The following is a 16,453-nucleotide window of genomic DNA, read 5'->3' as shown; positions in this document are numbered from 1 at the left end:
TACAAGGAATCGTTTTATAGAATTATTAATACAAGATAATTAGGGAGGATACTTCATGTTTGGAAGAACATATTTTTGTGGTGAAGTAACAGAAAAATCGATTGGAGAAAGTATTGTTTTAAAAGGGTGGGTTCAAAAAAGACGTGACTTAGGTGGACTTATTTTCATCGATTTGCGTGACCGTACTGGTATTGTACAGGTAGTGTTTAATCCTGAGATAAATAAAGAAGCAATAGAAATTGCTGATAAAGTGCGAAACGAATTTGTTCTTGATATAAAAGGAAAAGTAGTGGCACGTCAAGAAGGAACAGTTAATGAAAACATTAAAACAGGAAAAATTGAAATAATAGCGGATGAAATTTCGATAATAAATGAAGCAAAAACTCCTCCATTTATTATTTCTGATCAAACAGATGTAGCAGAAGATGTCCGTTTAAAATATCGTTATTTAGATGTTAGAAGACCTGTTATGTTTGAAACATTAAAGATGCGTCATCAAGTAACCAAAGTTATGAGAGACTTTCTTGATAGTGAAGGATTCTTAGATATAGAAACACCAATTTTAACGAAAAGTACGCCTGAAGGAGCAAGAGATTATTTAGTTCCTAGTCGTGTTCATCCAGGTGAATTTTATGCTCTTCCACAATCTCCGCAAATCTTTAAGCAATTGTTAATGGTTGGTGGAGTAGAAAGATACTATCAAATTGCTCGTTGTTTCCGTGACGAAGACTTACGTGCAGATCGACAACCAGAATTTACGCAACTTGATATCGAAACAAGCTTTATGAGTCAAGAAGACATTATGGCTATGATGGAAACAATGATGGCAAAAATCATGAAAGAAGTAAAAGGAATAAATATTTCTTTACCTTTTGCAAGAATGCCATATGATGAAGCGATGAGCAGATACGGTTCTGATAAACCAGATACTCGTTTTGAAATGGAATTAGTAGACCTTTCTGAAATAGTTAAAGATTCAAGCTTTAAGGTATTTGCTTCAGCGGTCGAAACAAATGGTCAAGTAAAAGCAATTAATGTAAAGAATGCAAGCGGAAAATATTCTCGTAAAGATATTGATGCATTGACAGAGTTTGTAAAAGTGTATGGTGCAAAAGGTCTTGCTTGGTTAAAAGCAGAAGAAGATGGCTTAAAAGGACCTATTTCCAAGTTTATTTCAGAAACAGAGCAAAAAGGTTTAGAGCAAGCTTTAGCAATTGAAACTGGAGACCTTCTATTATTTGTTGCCGATAAAAAGAACGTTGTTGCAGATGCATTAGGAGCTCTACGTTTAAAATTAGCAAAAGAGCTAGATTTAATCGATCAAAGCAAATTTAATTTCCTTTGGGTGACTGATTGGCCATTATTTGAATATGACGAAGCTGAAGGTCGTTTTTACGCAGCTCATCATCCATTTACGATGCCACAAAGAGCAGATCTTGAACTGCTTGATAGCAATCCTAAAGCAGTGAAAGCACAAGCCTATGATATTGTATTAAATGGATACGAGCTAGGTGGAGGATCTCTGCGTATTTTTGAAAAAGACATCCAAGAGAAAATGTTTAGCTTACTAGGCTTTACGAAGGAAGAAGCGCATGCTCAATTTGGCTTTTTATTAGAAGCTTTTGAATATGGTACACCACCACATGGCGGGATCGCGATTGGATTAGACCGCTTAATTATGTTGTTATCTGGCCGTACTAACCTTCGTGATACAATTGCATTCCCTAAAACGGCAAGTGCAAGCTGTCTCATGACAAATGCTCCAAGTGAAGTAAGTGAAAACCAATTAACAGATCTACATTTATCACTAAAACTAGATAAATAATGATGAAGAGCAGAAGAAAACATTCTAGAATATGTTTTCTTCTGCTTTTTTTATTCATGAGATATTTAGTGTTGACAATGACTTCCTTGTAAAATGAACTATTATGGTAAACAAAATTTGATGCTTATTTGGAAGCAAGAAAAGGAAGAGTGGTAGCTGATAAAAAATTATGATATATTTCATAAGTAATTATTTTTATTCTCCCAGAATGAAAGTTCCCAGTAAGGGAATATGTAAACATAATTAGCTTATAGGAAAAATTAAATGGAGTTGAAAACAGATGTTACACCAATTTTCGAGAAATGAGTTAGCCATTGGTAAAGAAGGATTAGACACGATGAAAAACAGCACTGTAGCTGTTTTAGGTATTGGGGGCGTTGGTTCTTTTTCAGCAGAAGCCTTGGCCCGCTCTGGCATAGGAAGATTAATTTTAATTGATAAAGACGATGTGGATATTACAAATGTGAACAGGCAGGTCATTGCATTGTTATCCACTGTTGGCCGTCCTAAAGTAGACATAATGAAAGAGCGTATTGCAGACATTAATCCTGAGTGTGAAGTAATTGCCTTGAAAATGTTCTATACAGAAGAAACATATGAAGAAATTTTTGACTATGGCTTAGATTTTGTGATAGATGCTTCTGATACAATTGCGTATAAAATACATTTAATGAAAGAGTGCCTAAAAAGGAATATACCGATTATTTCAAGCATGGGTGCTGCAAATAAAATGGATCCAACCCGTTTCCAAATTGCAGATATCAGTAAAACACACACAGATCCGATTGCGAAAGTTATTCGTACAAGACTACGTAAAGAAGGGATTAGAAAAGGAATTAATGTCGTATTCTCTGATGAAAGTCCCATTATCATTCGTGAGGATGTTCGTAAAGTAGTAGGAAAAGATAATGCACCAATCCGTAAAGCAAAAATGCCGCCCTCTTCTAATGCATTTGTACCTTCTGTAGCTGGATTAATTATGGCTAGTCATGTTGTAAAAGAGTTATTAAAAGAGATAAAAATAACACGTGTAAAAGATGAAAAATAAGTTATTTATTTTATAATTACAGTCTTTACGTCGTAAAAAAGGGTGAACTCATAATTGATGAGTTGATCCTTTTTTATTTGTGTTTAGAAATACCACTCCAATGTCCTATTGACGAATGTTTTTGCATTAGTGTACTATGTTGATAGTACACTAATACAATGAGGTGATTTGTTTGCATTCCTTTAATGGACTATTGAAGAAAGATTTAAAGCTTGGTCTCCCTTTTCTATATACAATTCTTCTTATTATGGGATTAGGGATGGTCACGGCAATTGGTTTTGCAGGTTATTATCAATCATTTGTTTTGGTAGCGATTTTAGCTATTTCTTTATGTTTTGCCCACCTTTTTTTTCTTCCTGCCTTTTTATTGACTTCGTTGAATATAGAGGGGAAAACACAATTATGGCTTCATAATCCAAATAGCAGTATAAAACTTCTTTTATCCAAATGGATTGCTGGCTTTCTCTATTCTTTAGGATCTTTAAGTCTAATATTTATTGTTGCAGTGATCAGCATTGTAAATGCAGGAGACTTTCAGTTAGCTTTCAATCAGTCGGATTTATTTTTTATGTGTTTGGTTATTTTAGGAATGTCCATATACTTTAGTAGCTGGATTTTTTTCTATTGGGCTCTCTATCACAGTATGAAAAGAATCGCATGGATGAACAAAATACGTTGGCTGCTTTTAATCCTTATTTGGAATGGCTGGAATGTGGCAGTCTATTGGTTTAATCGAATTCCCATTATTGATGCGCTTAAAAGGAAAAGTGTGATTTCAGTAGACCATACATTCACTTTTGAAGGAAATCAGCATTTATTTCAGGCTTCAATAGAAAGAACAGATATATCAATTTTTACATTACTAGGATATTTCATAACATTCATTGCCGTTTTTCTAGCAGCTTCTTGGTTACTGGAAAAGAAAGTGGAGGTGTAGCTTTACAATGGCAGATGAATTTCAAGCATCAAGACCAATTTATATGCAAATCGTCGAAAAAATCACACAGCAAATTGCTCGTTATGAACGAATGCCAGGAGATAAACTACCATCTGTTCGAGAAATGGCTATTGCTTTAGGCGTAAATCCTAATACGATTCAACGAACGTACAGTGAATTGGAAAGGATGAAAATTGTGGAAACGAGAAGAGGTCAAGGTACATTTATTACTGAATCAGGGGAAGTTTTAGATAAGCTAAGAACAAAGTTACAACATGATTTACTAGATCAGTTTGTTTGCAATATGAAAGAGCTAGGAATCAAAAAAGAAGAAATGGTTCAGTTATTAACAAGCTATCTTCACGAGAAGAAGGGTGATAAGTAAATGATACAATTTCAACATGTAACCAAAAAATATGGCAAAGACTACGCTGTGAATAATATAAATTTAAGCCTAGAAGAAGGGAAGATTTATGGTCTTCTTGGAACAAACGGGAGCGGCAAATCAACTATATTAAAGATGATTGCTGGGCTTGTTCAACCGACTAATGGAGAGGTGTTAGTCAACAAGAAAAAGGCTAATCGTAGAATTGCTGAGGAAGTTTCGTATTTAACAGAGTTAGATCGTTTTTATGAATCCTTTACTGTCCATGATATGGTTCAATTCAGTGCATTACAATTTAACGATTTTCAGCTTGATAAAGCAAAAGAATTACTAGAATTTATACACCTAGATGGAGATAAAAAAATAAAGCATCTTTCAAAGGGGAATAGAGGGAGACTTAAGCTTGTCCTCTGTTTAGCTAGAACAGTGCCTATTCTTTTACTGGATGAACCTTTTTCTGGACTCGATCCATTGGTTCGTGAATCCATCGTTAAAAGCTTATTAACATATATAGATTTTGGAAAGCAAACAGTTGTGGTTGCTACACATGAAATAGCAGAGGTTGAATCTATTTTAGACAATATTATTGTATTAAATAATGGGGATTTAATCGCCAATCTTTCTGTAGAAGATTTGAGAGAAGACAAAGGGCAATCAATTATTGAGTGGATGAAGGAAAATATAAACTAGTGAAAGGTTGGTAGAGAAATATTGACTTCAATTGTAGACTTAAAAAATGTTTCTAAAGTAATCAAGGGGAGAAAAATTATTGATTCCTTAAGCTTCCAGGTAGAAGAAGGGGAGGTATTCGGTTTTCTTGGTCCGAATGGAGCTGGTAAAACGACGACCATTCGAATGATTGTTGGATTAATCAGTATGAGTGACGGCGATATTTTTATTTGCAACGAGAGTGTTCGTGATCAATTTGAGAAAGCGATCCAGCACATCGGAGCAATTGTAGAAAACCCTGAAATGTATAAATTTTTAAGTGGCTATGAGAATCTCTTGCATTATGCACGAATGATGAAGGGGATATCAAAAGAAAAAATAATGGAGACGGTTGAATTAGTTGGACTAACAGAACGCATTCATGATAAGGTTCGTACGTATTCACTCGGTATGAGACAGCGATTAGGTCTTGCACAAAGTCTTTTGCATGATCCGAAGGTTCTGATTTTAGATGAGCCAACTAATGGGTTAGATCCTGCTGGAATCCGAGAAATAAGAGATCATTTAAGAATGTTAGCAAGAGAAAGAAATATGGCAGTTATTGTTTCTAGTCACTTATTATCAGAGATGGAAATGATGTGTGATCGTATCGGTATCATTCAAGAGGGGAAACTTGTCGATGTACAATTAGTAAAAGATTTTGTTGCAGTGGAACAAGTATTTGAAATAGAATTGAATCCTGTTGATACAGCGATCAATTATTTGAAAAATGTATATCCTGATGTGCAAATGACATCAAGTGAATTAGGAATTTCGCTTACTGTGACAAGAGATAAAATACCAGAAATAATTAAAACACTTGTGTTACAAGATTTTCGCATTTTCGGAATAAAGGAAGTATCGAAGACATTAGAAGATAGATTTTTAGAATTGACTAATCAAGGGGAGGGACAGAAATGATTCAGCTAATAAGAAATGAATGGATGAAAATATGGAAACGTCCAGCTACATTAGTAATGATAGTGATTTTGTTAATTGCTGTACTGCTATTAGGTGCTTTTAATAAATATCAATCAAGTGGATTTTCTGTTCCAGATAATGAGAACTGGCAACATGGACTTGAATTGGAAAATAAACGCTATAAAGAAATGCTAAAGGATGAACATCTTCCTTCAGAAACAAGAAATTATTATACAAAAGAAATAGCACTAAATGAGTACCGTATTACGCATGATTTAAGTACAAACATAGAATATTCGGCATGGGATTTTGTTTCTGATAATATCCAGTTAATAAGTATCGTAGGCTTATTTACTATTATTATAGCAGCTGGAATTGTTGCGAATGAGTTTAATTGGGGAACGGTGAAACTTCTGCTTATCCGACCATTGAGCAGAACGAAGATATTATTGTCCAAGTATTTAACCGTGCTATTTTTCGGTTTTATAGCTCTTTTTGTCTTATTCGCATTCTCCTTTGCACTAGGTGCTATCCTTTTTGGTCTACCAGAAGAAGCCTATCCATATTTATATTATTCCGATGGTGTAGTGAAAGAACAAAGTATCTTCATTCACTTAATCGGTTTTTATGGGTTAAATTCGATTAGTTTAATTATGCTCACTACGATGGCGTTTATGATATCGTCCGTCTTCCGGAACAGTTCATTAGCAATTGGTATATCCATTTTCTTAATGTTTATGGGAAATACAGTAACGTTTTTATTAGCTAATTGGTTCGACTGGGCAAAGTATCTATTATTTGCTAACACTGATTTAACACAGTATTTTGATGGAACACCTCTTGTTAGTGGCATGACCTTGTTTTTCTCTATTATAATGCTACTAGTTTATTTTATCGTGTTCATCGGGTTAGCCTTTTGGGTATTTAAGAAGAGGGATGTGGCGGCATAATAGTAAAAAAGAATGAAGTGATATTATTCGCTTTATTCTTTTTTTATAAAGAATTATTAAATACAGAATGTAATAGTTATATTAGAAAGACCCCCTTTTAATAACTCCATTTCACTATTTAATAAAGTAGAATGAGAAAACAAAGGATCATTTTAAATAATCTTATGAAAATAGAAAGAAATTAATAAGCAAAAGTATTTCCCAAGGAATAGTAGATAGGTAAAGAGCTTTGCTATTTTATCCCACTCATAACAGCCCCAGCTCAAGCTGTTGAAAGTATCCCCTAAAGGTCATATAGTGCAACTAACCATCAGTGGGGGAGAAAGGAAAACCCCCACTAATGGAAGTTTCATTTTATTAGACAAATCAACTTTTTTCTTACTTTCTTCTTTTACGTTATAATAAAGGTAAGATGTTTTAAAGAAGGTGTATAAATGAACGGAGAACCACTTGCTTTTCGAATGCGACCGACAAACCTAGATGAAGTAGTTGGGCAAAAAGAAATTATTGGGAAAAAAACAAGTTTATATAAAATGATTAAAAATGGTCATGTTCCATCCATGCTATTGTATGGTGAGCCTGGTATTGGCAAAACCTCGATTGCATTTGCGATTGCTGGAACGACAAAGCTTCCTTTTATTGCATTAAATGCAACCACATCTGGTAAAAAGGATGTGGAGGCAGTTGTAGATGAAGCAAGAATGACAGGAAAGGTTATTCTCTTTTTGGATGAAATTCATCGCTTTAATAAAGCACAACAGGATTATCTACTCCCACATGTAGAAAGAGGAGATATTGTTTTAATAGGTGCTACTACAGAGAATCCCTATCACGACGTAAACCCTGCGATTAGAAGCAGATGTGGTCAAATTAAGCAATTAAAGAGATTAACAGATGATGATATTAATGAATTACTGCATCGAGCATTAAAAGAGGAAAAAGGGCTTGGAAATCTCTCCATTCAAATTAGTGATAATCAGGTGGAAAGAATCGCAATGGGAACAAATGGCGATGCAAGGAAATCGCTAACGCTATTAGAATCAATTGTATATTCATCAGATAAAGAAGAAGGAACTTTTATCATTAAAGATGAAACGATTGAACAAATGATTGAAAAGGTTGGTGTTTTTGGGGATAAAAAAGGTTCGCATTTTTATAATCTTTTATCAAGTCTACAAAAAAGTATTAGGGGAAGTGATGTAGATGCAGCCCTTTATTACCTTGCTCATTTGTTGGAAAGTGGAGATTTGGTAGCTGTGAACAGAAGACTACTAGTTATTGCTTATGAAGACATTGGACTCGCTAAAACATCTGTTGGAAATAATGTTTTAGCAGCAGTAACAGCTAGTGAGAGACTAGGTCTGCCAGAAGCACGTATTCCCTTATCTGTAGCGGTTGTGGAAATGTGCTTATCCTCAAAATCGAATGCTGCTTATAAAGCGTTAGATGCAGCGATAGCAGATGTTCGTAGTGGCAGAGTAGGTGATATCCCGATGCATTTAAGAGACGGGCATTATGAAGGTAGCAAAAAGCTTGGACATGTTGGCTATATTTATCCGCATGACCATCCAATTGGAACATTCGGAGGATGGGTCGATCAAGATTATTTACCAGAGAAGTTAAAAGGAACGCAGTATTACCACCCAACAGAAGCAGGGGAGGAGAAGAAGCTGGGATCTATATATGACAAACTTAGAGGGTTTAAAAAAGATAATAAAGAATAGATTTGAATAATTGGAGTCTGCGTAAATGACACTTATGAACAAAAGGTAGTCATTTATGTAGGCTTCTTTTTTAGGCGAATTATTAGGTGAAAAAATCTATGCGGAATAATCTTCATTTTCTTAGATGGTAGATAAAATGTCATTCTAGCAAATCAATATATTTTGTTAAAATCTTCATTTTTTTAACTATATATGAAAAATATTGACTTTCTTTTATTTTATAGATTGAAATAGAGGTAATTAGAGCTTAAATTGAAAGTGCTTACATTTTAGTGGCTGATTATATCCACTAATGATTGAATAAAAATGGAGGGGTTGAAAAGATGGGGAAATCGTTTAAAAAAGTATTTTTGATTCTCTTATGCATTCCTTTTTTATTGATTGGATGCTCTAGTGAAAGTAATACTGATGAGGGGAATAGTGAAGGAAAAACACAGGTTAAAATAACATGGAGAGATGTAGGCGAACATGATAATTTGAAAAAATATTTAACTAACACCTTTATTCCTGAATTTGAAAAAGAAAATCCAGACATAAAAATTGTTTTATCTCCGATCACCGCTAGTGAAGGAGACTATTTCTCAAAAGTAGCCTTATCGATGCAATCAGAAAGTACAGCACCTGATGTTGTAGCAGAAGACTCCTTTATGTTAAATTCTGATGCTAATGCAGGATATTTATTGCCTCTTGATGATTATGTGAGTGATTGGGATCAATGGGAATATTATACGGAAAATTTAAAGTCAGGTTCGCTTGGAGAAGATGGGAAATTGTATGCCATTCCAGGGACGTCTGATTCCCGTGGACTGTGGTATAACAAAAATGTTTTTAAAAAAGCTGGCTTACCAGATGATTGGCAGCCTAAAAATTGGGATGAAATTATAGAAGCTGCTGAAAAAATAAAAGATTCTTCCTCAGATGTGATTCCTCTTTCCATGGGAGTGGCAAAAGCAAATGGAGAATCTGTATCGATGCAAACTTTCGAGATGTTACTCTACGGCACAGAAGATGTTTTATTTGATGCTGAAACAAAAAAATGGCATGTAAATACAAAAGGAATTGAAGATTCCTTAAAATTTATTGACAACGTATACAATCAGAAAAAATTAGGGCCTCCTCTTTCCATTGCAATTAATAGTAACTACAGTTCCGTTCTATTTCAAGAGAAGTTCCCTAATGATGAAGCGGGAATTATCCTAGATGGATTCTGGAATACAGGCAATTATTCGGAAAATGGGGCAGTACCATTAGATAATGTAACAGAACGATTTGGTTTTGCTGCAATGCCTACCCAAAATGGACAAGAGCCTGGTAATACTACGATGTCTGGGGGATGGACATGGGCTATTCCAGCAAAAGCAAAAAATCCTGAAGCATCTTGGAAGGTTATCCAAGCTTTAGGTGGCAAAGAACAGCAAGCAGCACGCGCTGTTTCAGAAGGTAACTTAACAGTACGAGATGATTCGGCTGAGATTCCAGAATATAAGGAACAAGCATTTATTTCAGAAGCAACCGAATATTTGAAGAATGCACATTTTCGTCCTGCTAATGATAAATATCCGAATGTTTCAGTAGAAATTCAAACAATGGTAGAAGCGGTAGCGACTGGAAGTAAAACTCCAAAACAAGCTGCAAAGGATTATGCAAGTAACGTAACTAGGATTGTTGGAGAAGAGAATGTAGTTAAATAAGTTTTAAGCTGTACAAAAGGTTAGATAAATCTAAATGATGAGACCCTACAAGGAATTATCAGCCAGATTATGTATTATTCCTTGTAAGGTCTAAACCTTTTTGTCATAGTGATAAACTTTTTTAAAAAAGGTGGGATGAAATTGGAAGCCGCATTATTAAAGAAGCCTAAAAAGAAAGGCAAATCGGATCACTTTAAGGCAGCTATCTTTCTAGCTCCAACTTGGCTTTTATTATTGATTTTTTTTATTGGACCTATGATTTTGACCTTGCTTTTTTCTTTTACGAATTTAGCCTTGACCGGAGCAGAAGCTAGTCAGCTAAGATTTGTAGGTTTTGAAAACTTTACCCGAATGTTTCAAGATCCAGATTTCCGTGCTAGTGTATGGAACACAATTGTTTTCGTGTTTTTTTCTGCAGTATTAGGACAATGTTTTTTTGGCTTTTTGATCGCCTTTTTAATGAAAGAGAAAAATAAAACATTTAGAAGAATTGTTGGTTTAATCATTATTGCTGCTTGGGTAACTCCAGAAGTTGTTGTAGCATTCTGTTGGGTGGCATTTCTTGGGGAAAGCGGGACGGCTAATTGGCTATTGAGTCTTTTTGATATTAAGCCAATTGCCTGGTTGTTTACCTTCCCTATGATTAGTGTAGTCATAGCAAATATGTGGAGAGGAACGGCTTTTTCCATGATGGTGTTTCAGGCTGCTTTAGACGATGTTCCTAAAGATGTGGAAGAGGCAGCTATTATGGATGGTGCCCGCCGCTTTCAGGTTATTCGCTATATCACTATCCCGATGGTAAAAGGAACGATCGCAACGAATATGATGCTAGTTACTCTGCAAACTCTTGGGGTATTTGCTTTAATTTATACAATGACTGGCGGTGGTCCAGGTGTAAGTACAGCGACTCTACCTGTATTTATGTATAAACAGGCATTTGTTAGTTATCAGTTAGGATATGGAACTGCCATTTCCTTTGTGTTGTTAGTATTAGGAGCAATTGCCAGCTTAATATATATGAAAACCTTGAAAGTGAAAGTGTAGGTGATGTAAGTTGGTCCAAAAAGGATATAAAGTCGAAAAATTTATTCATTATTTAATTCTCTCTATTCTAGCAATCCTGTTTTTATTGCCACTGCTATGGATGATTTTCGCATCAGTAGATCCAGGGGCAATTCAGGCACTAAAGATGCCAGAAAAGATAACGTTAGATAACTTTAAGTCCATATTGTCAGAAACAGCGATTTTGCGTTCGTTTTTTATTGGTATCGGAATCTCAACTTCGCAAGCATTGTTAGTAGTGATTTTATGTATTTTGGCTGCGTATCCACTATCTAGGTATACGTTAAAATATAAAAATAGTTTTATGATGACAATCTTGTTTATGACTTCATTACCAATGACAGCAGTCATCGTACCTGTATTTCAATTATTTCTTTATTTGAAATTTCAAGATTCTTTAATTGCGATGACACTTTTTTTAACAGCATCCTCTTTGCCATATGGTATTTGGATGATGAAAAATTTTATGGATTCTATTCCTTTAGATTTAGAAGAATCAGCATGGGTTGATGGTGCATCAATCTTCCAAGGAATAAAAAAAATCGTTGCTCCATTAATGCTTCCTGGTATATTTACAGTTGCTATTTTTACTTTTACAGGCAGCTGGGGAAATTACTTTGTTCCATATATCCTGATTCAAAGTCCTGAAAAAATGCCAGCATCTGTGACGATATTTCAATTTTTCGGAAATTTCGGAATGGTTAATTACGGTAGATTAGCAGCGTTTTCGGTAATGTATACATTACCTGTTGTCATTTTGTATACAATATCACAAAATTTTATGTCAAAAGGCTTCAGTTTAGGTGGAGCTACGAAAGGATAGGGTGCTATGTTTTATACAATTGAAAAATTAGAAGCGAGGATTAAAGAATTAAATACTTATCGTTACATGGAAAAAAGTAGTCTCAACGGTTGGAAAGCAAAAGAGAGCATTGATGGAGAAGAGAAATATCCTCCTTACCTCTCTGCTGATTGGAAAGACTTTTCTATAGGGGATATTTGGGAAGGAAGAGACTATTATTTATGGATTCAAACAACCTTTAAAGTACCGAGATCAGATGGGAAAGTAATCTTATTATTGGATTTTGGACGAACAGGTGGAGGTTATAATTCTGGGTTTGAGTCATTACTTTTTATTGATGGTCATCCATATCAAGGTGTTGATTCCAATCATAAAGAAGTCTTTATTGATTCGGAATTGTACGGAAAGGAAATTACTCTCTCATTAAAATTATGGTCCGGGTTAGAAGGCGGAGGACCTGAACACATTCAATCACATAAATTTAAAGCAGCGGATTCTGCTGTTTTAAATGAAGAATGTGATGATTTATATTTTACAGCTGATTGTGTCTTAAAAACGATTAAACAATTAAAGGAGGATAACCCTGATCGATACGAACTTTTGCCTTTATTAGAAAAGGCAATGAAATATATTGATTGGTCTTATCCAGGAAGTCCGTCTTTTTATAAAAGTGTAAAATTAGCAAATGACATGCTACAAAAAGGAATTGATTCTTTAGACAAACGTGATTTAGTAGCAATTACCACTATAGGTCATACACATATTGATGTTGCTTGGTTATGGAGATTAAAACATACAAGAGAAAAAGTAGCCCGTAGTTTTTCAACTGTTTTACAGTTAATGAAGCAATACCCAGACTATATATTTTTACAAACACAACCCCAACTCTATAAATTTATTAAAGAGGATTATCCTCTAATCTATGAACAAATTAAAAATAGAATAGCGGAAGGACGATGGGAAGTAGATGGAGCTATGTGGCTTGAAGCTGATTGTAATATACCATCTGGGGAATCATTAACTCGGCAAATTCTCCATGGAACGCAATTTATAAAAAAGGAGTTCAATAAAGATGTCCAGTATCTATGGCTGCCAGACGTATTCGGTTATTCGTGGGCATTGCCACAGATTTTAAAAAAGAGTGGAATAGAGACATTTATGACCACTAAAATAAGTTGGAATCAATATAATCGAATGCCGCATGATACATTTGTGTGGCGTGGAATAGACGGATCTGAGGTGTTAACGCATTTTATTACTACACCTGAACCAGGAAGAAACTTAGTTGATAATGAATGGGCGTCCCGCTGGTTCTATACGTATAATGGACAGTTAGAACCAGAAACAGTGTTAGGCAGTTATAAAGCTTACCGGAATAAAGATTTGAATAAACAATTACTGATATCATACGGGTATGGCGATGGCGGTGGAGGAGTCACGAGAGATATGTTAGAAAATCGCCGTCGAATGGATAAAATACCTGGTCTTCCTCACGTCAAAACAGGGCGTGCTGATGAATTTTTCAAGCAGCTTCATGAAACCGTAAATGCAGCAGAAAGTTATGTGCATAAATGGGATGGTGAATTGTATTTAGAATATCATCGAGGAACCTATACTTCTCAAGCGTTTGTAAAAAAAATGAACCGCAGATTAGAACTTGCATTAAGAGAGCTGGAAATTTTGTATGCAACAGTTCAAAATACGGAAGGAGACCCTTATCCGAAGGAAGAAATATATGATTTATGGGAAGTGTTATTACGTAATCAATTTCATGATATTATTCCTGGTTCATCGATAAAAGAAGTCTATCAAGACCATAAGGTGGAGATAGGAGGAGCGATGGAAAGATCAGCCCAACTTTTAACACGATTGAATGATGTCGTTATAAATCAATGGAACGTATATAACTCAGCAGGCTGGGAAAGAAGAGAATTGGTGACGATTGATCTAAATGAAAGCGGAAAATTCGTAACGGATTCTGGAGAAGAATTACAAGCTGTTCCTTGTGAGGAAGGATATATTGTTCAGACTCCTAACATTCCTGCTTTAGGGAATTGTATCATTCAGTTTGTACCAACTAAAGAGGATAGCATAGAAACCGATTTTGTTAAAGAAATAGAAAGTGGCATTGAGACAGATAAATACGTGATAAGTTGGAATGAAAAGGGACAGCTAATTAGCATCTATGACAAAAAATATCAGCGGGAAGTATTAAAAGAAAATGGTCTTGGTAATAGACTTCAATTATTTGAAGATAAACCAATGAACTTTAATGCATGGGATATCGATATTTTTTACCAAGAAAAATGTATTGAGTTAACCGCAGAATCAATTACGATCAAAGAACGAAATAAATTATATGCCTCGGTTGAATTTGTTTATTCGTTTGGTACTTCGAGAATTATTCAAATCATGCAGGTTTATAAAAATTCACGTCGAATAGATTTTATTACTCAGGCTGATTGGAAAGAAAGGGAACAATTGCTTAAAGCAGGATTTGATGTGGACATTCGCAATACAGAAGCAACTTATGATATTCAATACGGTAATGTTAAGCGACCAACACATTGGAATACGAGTTGGGATATGGCAAAATTTGAAACAGTGGCACACCAGTGGGTGGATTTTTCTCAAAGGGACTATGGAGTTAGCTTATTAAATGACTGTAAGTACGGTCATGATATTAAGGATCAAACGATGAGAATTACCTTATTAAAAGGTGGAATTTATCCAGACCCAACAGCTGATATTGGTCAGCATGAATTTACGTATAGTCTTCTACCACATAAAGGAGATTTCATAGAGGGAAGAACAGTTGAGGAAGCTTGGGCTATAAACCAGCCATTATCCGTAGTGAAAGGCAATAAATTGATTAAGGGGCTATTTAAATTACATGCAGAAGAAAGCGTATTCATAGATGCTATTAAATTAGCGGAAAATGGTAAGGGTCTAATTTTACGAGTACATGATCATCTAGGTAGTAACAGAGTTTTAAGTCTCGAGCCATTATTTGATTGTAAAGAATGGAATGAAACGAATTTACTGGAAAAGGACATGACCCTTCCTGTAGATATACAGGGGAATATCACATTTGAGTTAAATCCTTATGAGATTAAAACGATCCGTATTATATAAGGGTAATAATTAATTACAAGAGATTAATAGGTGGAAACAGTTTCTCCACCTATTAATCGTCTTTAACCGTGAGTTTAGCGACCTCTTCTAACATATTGTTTTTCATTATAATCGCACAAATATAAGTTGAATAATAACAAAAAGAGGGGGATATAATGTTTCGGAAAACTATCTTTAAGAAAATTTTTCTGTCATTCTCCGTTGTTATCATTATTTATACTTCTATCATTCTATTTGTTACAATTTCCCAAGAGTATTCCCAGAATAGGCTAGAATTGGATAAATTAAATGAAATGTTTCTTGAAAGGGAAAGTAATATAATTGACTATCGTTTAGATGTTTCGTTAAATGTGGTCAAGCTGCTATCCCAACAAGATGTTATTGTGGAGTTCTTAGAAAAGAATCAGTTTGATTACAATACATATAGTAAATTGTTTAATGAGTTAACAGGCAATCATTTTTCGAATGATCAATTAGGGTTTAATCTTGCTGTTTTAAAAGATTTTGGGACAGATGTAACGAGCTCTGATGGTTATTTTTTGTTTAAAGACTACATGAAATTTATTCATATGGATAAGAATTTGGAGAAATTAAAAGGATTTATGGGTTCGGAAGGAAACAATGATTTACAATGCTATGATGCAAATGACAAATTAATCATTGTTCATAAAATCTATTATCATCAGGAAAAGCAAAACCTTTACTTTTTTATTGTATGGGAGAAAAAGGACTTGTTAATGACGAATTTACCAGATGAGAATGGTATTTTTGGGATTGTCAATGAGTCTACCTTAGCCTCTACCGCAAATAGAGGGGAAAACATACTATCTAGTTTTTTACCAGTGGAAAATACGCATGAAAATCAAATTGTTTCTCGTTCATTAAATGATTATGATGGCTATCAAAAGGGTTCCAATGCGATACCAACAATTAATTATTTATATATAACGAATGTACATAAAGGAATAGGGTTACCGATTCATACCATTAAGAGCATAGCAATAATTTTGTTCGTATTACTTCTGCTCGGTTTCATTCTAACTACAATCTTAAGTAGAAAATCGTATTCACCGATTGAAGAAATTATCAAAAACATAAAAAGCGGTGAAAAAAAGAATAATACAGAAGAGTATATAAAAAATGAACTCACTAGTGTTGCATAAATGTTGTTAGAATATTCAGTTTAAATATGTCCCCTGTTAAGAGCCAAAAAAGTAAATACCCAACTAAAGGTGGATCCATCCATTTGGAAATTTTTTCACAAT

Annotated in this window: 13 protein-coding genes; all 13 read left to right on the top strand. The window is 34.6% G+C overall.

All coding sequences use genetic code 11. The features are described from left to right. Positions 1-55 precede the first annotated feature (55 nt). The 13 genes from aspS to HHU08_RS16505 all read left to right on the top strand — a co-directional run bounded on the left by aspS (position 56) and on the right by HHU08_RS16505 (position 16,351). Complete coding sequence (gene aspS, locus HHU08_RS16565) at positions 56-1,825, top strand: aspartate--tRNA ligase (RefSeq protein ID WP_101730756.1); 1,770 nt, start codon at positions 56-58, stop codon at positions 1,823-1,825. 280 nt (positions 1,826-2,105) lie between these two features. Continuing rightward, on the top strand, positions 2,106-2,873 hold the full coding sequence (locus HHU08_RS16560; protein ID WP_016201661.1) for a tRNA threonylcarbamoyladenosine dehydratase: 768 nt from the start codon (positions 2,106-2,108) through the stop codon (positions 2,871-2,873). 172 nt (positions 2,874-3,045) lie between these two features. Next, positions 3,046-3,810, top strand: coding sequence for a hypothetical protein (locus HHU08_RS16555; RefSeq protein ID WP_205835631.1), 765 nt, complete (start codon positions 3,046-3,048; stop codon positions 3,808-3,810). A 7-nt stretch (positions 3,811-3,817) separates the two neighbouring features. Beyond that, positions 3,818-4,195 (top strand): GntR family transcriptional regulator, encoded by a 378-nt coding sequence (locus HHU08_RS16550; protein WP_016201659.1) that lies wholly within the window; start codon positions 3,818-3,820, stop codon positions 4,193-4,195. After that, the gene (locus tag HHU08_RS16545; protein ID WP_169188886.1) at positions 4,196-4,885 is read left to right on the top strand and encodes an ABC transporter ATP-binding protein; all 690 of its coding nucleotides are present in this window, start codon (positions 4,196-4,198) and stop codon (positions 4,883-4,885) included. A 21-nt stretch (positions 4,886-4,906) separates the two neighbouring features. Then, entirely contained in the window at positions 4,907-5,824 is a 918-nt protein-coding gene (locus tag HHU08_RS16540; protein ID WP_169188885.1) for an ABC transporter ATP-binding protein, read from the top strand. Beyond that, positions 5,821-6,774 (top strand): ABC transporter permease, encoded by a 954-nt coding sequence (locus tag HHU08_RS16535; RefSeq protein WP_169188884.1) that lies wholly within the window; start codon positions 5,821-5,823, stop codon positions 6,772-6,774. The genes HHU08_RS16540 and HHU08_RS16535 overlap by 4 nt, the downstream gene beginning before the upstream one ends. A 434-nt stretch (positions 6,775-7,208) precedes the next feature. Next, on the top strand, positions 7,209-8,498 hold the full coding sequence (locus tag HHU08_RS16530) for a replication-associated recombination protein A (protein ID WP_169188883.1): 1,290 nt from the start codon (positions 7,209-7,211) through the stop codon (positions 8,496-8,498). A gap of 323 nt (positions 8,499-8,821) precedes the next feature. Then, the gene (locus HHU08_RS16525; protein ID WP_101730761.1) at positions 8,822-10,189 is read left to right on the top strand and encodes an extracellular solute-binding protein; all 1,368 of its coding nucleotides are present in this window, start codon (positions 8,822-8,824) and stop codon (positions 10,187-10,189) included. 135 nt (positions 10,190-10,324) lie between these two features. Next, entirely contained in the window at positions 10,325-11,233 is a 909-nt protein-coding gene (locus tag HHU08_RS16520; protein WP_169188882.1) for a carbohydrate ABC transporter permease, read from the top strand. A gap of 10 nt (positions 11,234-11,243) precedes the next feature. Next, positions 11,244-12,074 (top strand): carbohydrate ABC transporter permease, encoded by an 831-nt coding sequence (locus HHU08_RS16515; RefSeq protein ID WP_016201651.1) that lies wholly within the window; start codon positions 11,244-11,246, stop codon positions 12,072-12,074. 6 nt (positions 12,075-12,080) lie between these two features. Next, on the top strand, positions 12,081-15,188 hold the full coding sequence (locus HHU08_RS16510; RefSeq protein WP_101730763.1) for an alpha-mannosidase: 3,108 nt from the start codon (positions 12,081-12,083) through the stop codon (positions 15,186-15,188). A 155-nt stretch (positions 15,189-15,343) separates the two neighbouring features. Further along, complete coding sequence (locus HHU08_RS16505) at positions 15,344-16,351, top strand: hypothetical protein (protein ID WP_169188881.1); 1,008 nt, start codon at positions 15,344-15,346, stop codon at positions 16,349-16,351. The last annotated feature ends 102 nt before the right edge of the window (positions 16,352-16,453 follow it).

Origin of the sequence: Niallia alba (assembly GCF_012933555.1) — a bacterium.
GTDB lineage: Bacteria > Bacillota > Bacilli > Bacillales > Cytobacillaceae > Niallia > Niallia alba.
This window is presented reverse-complemented; position numbering and strand designations above follow the sequence as displayed.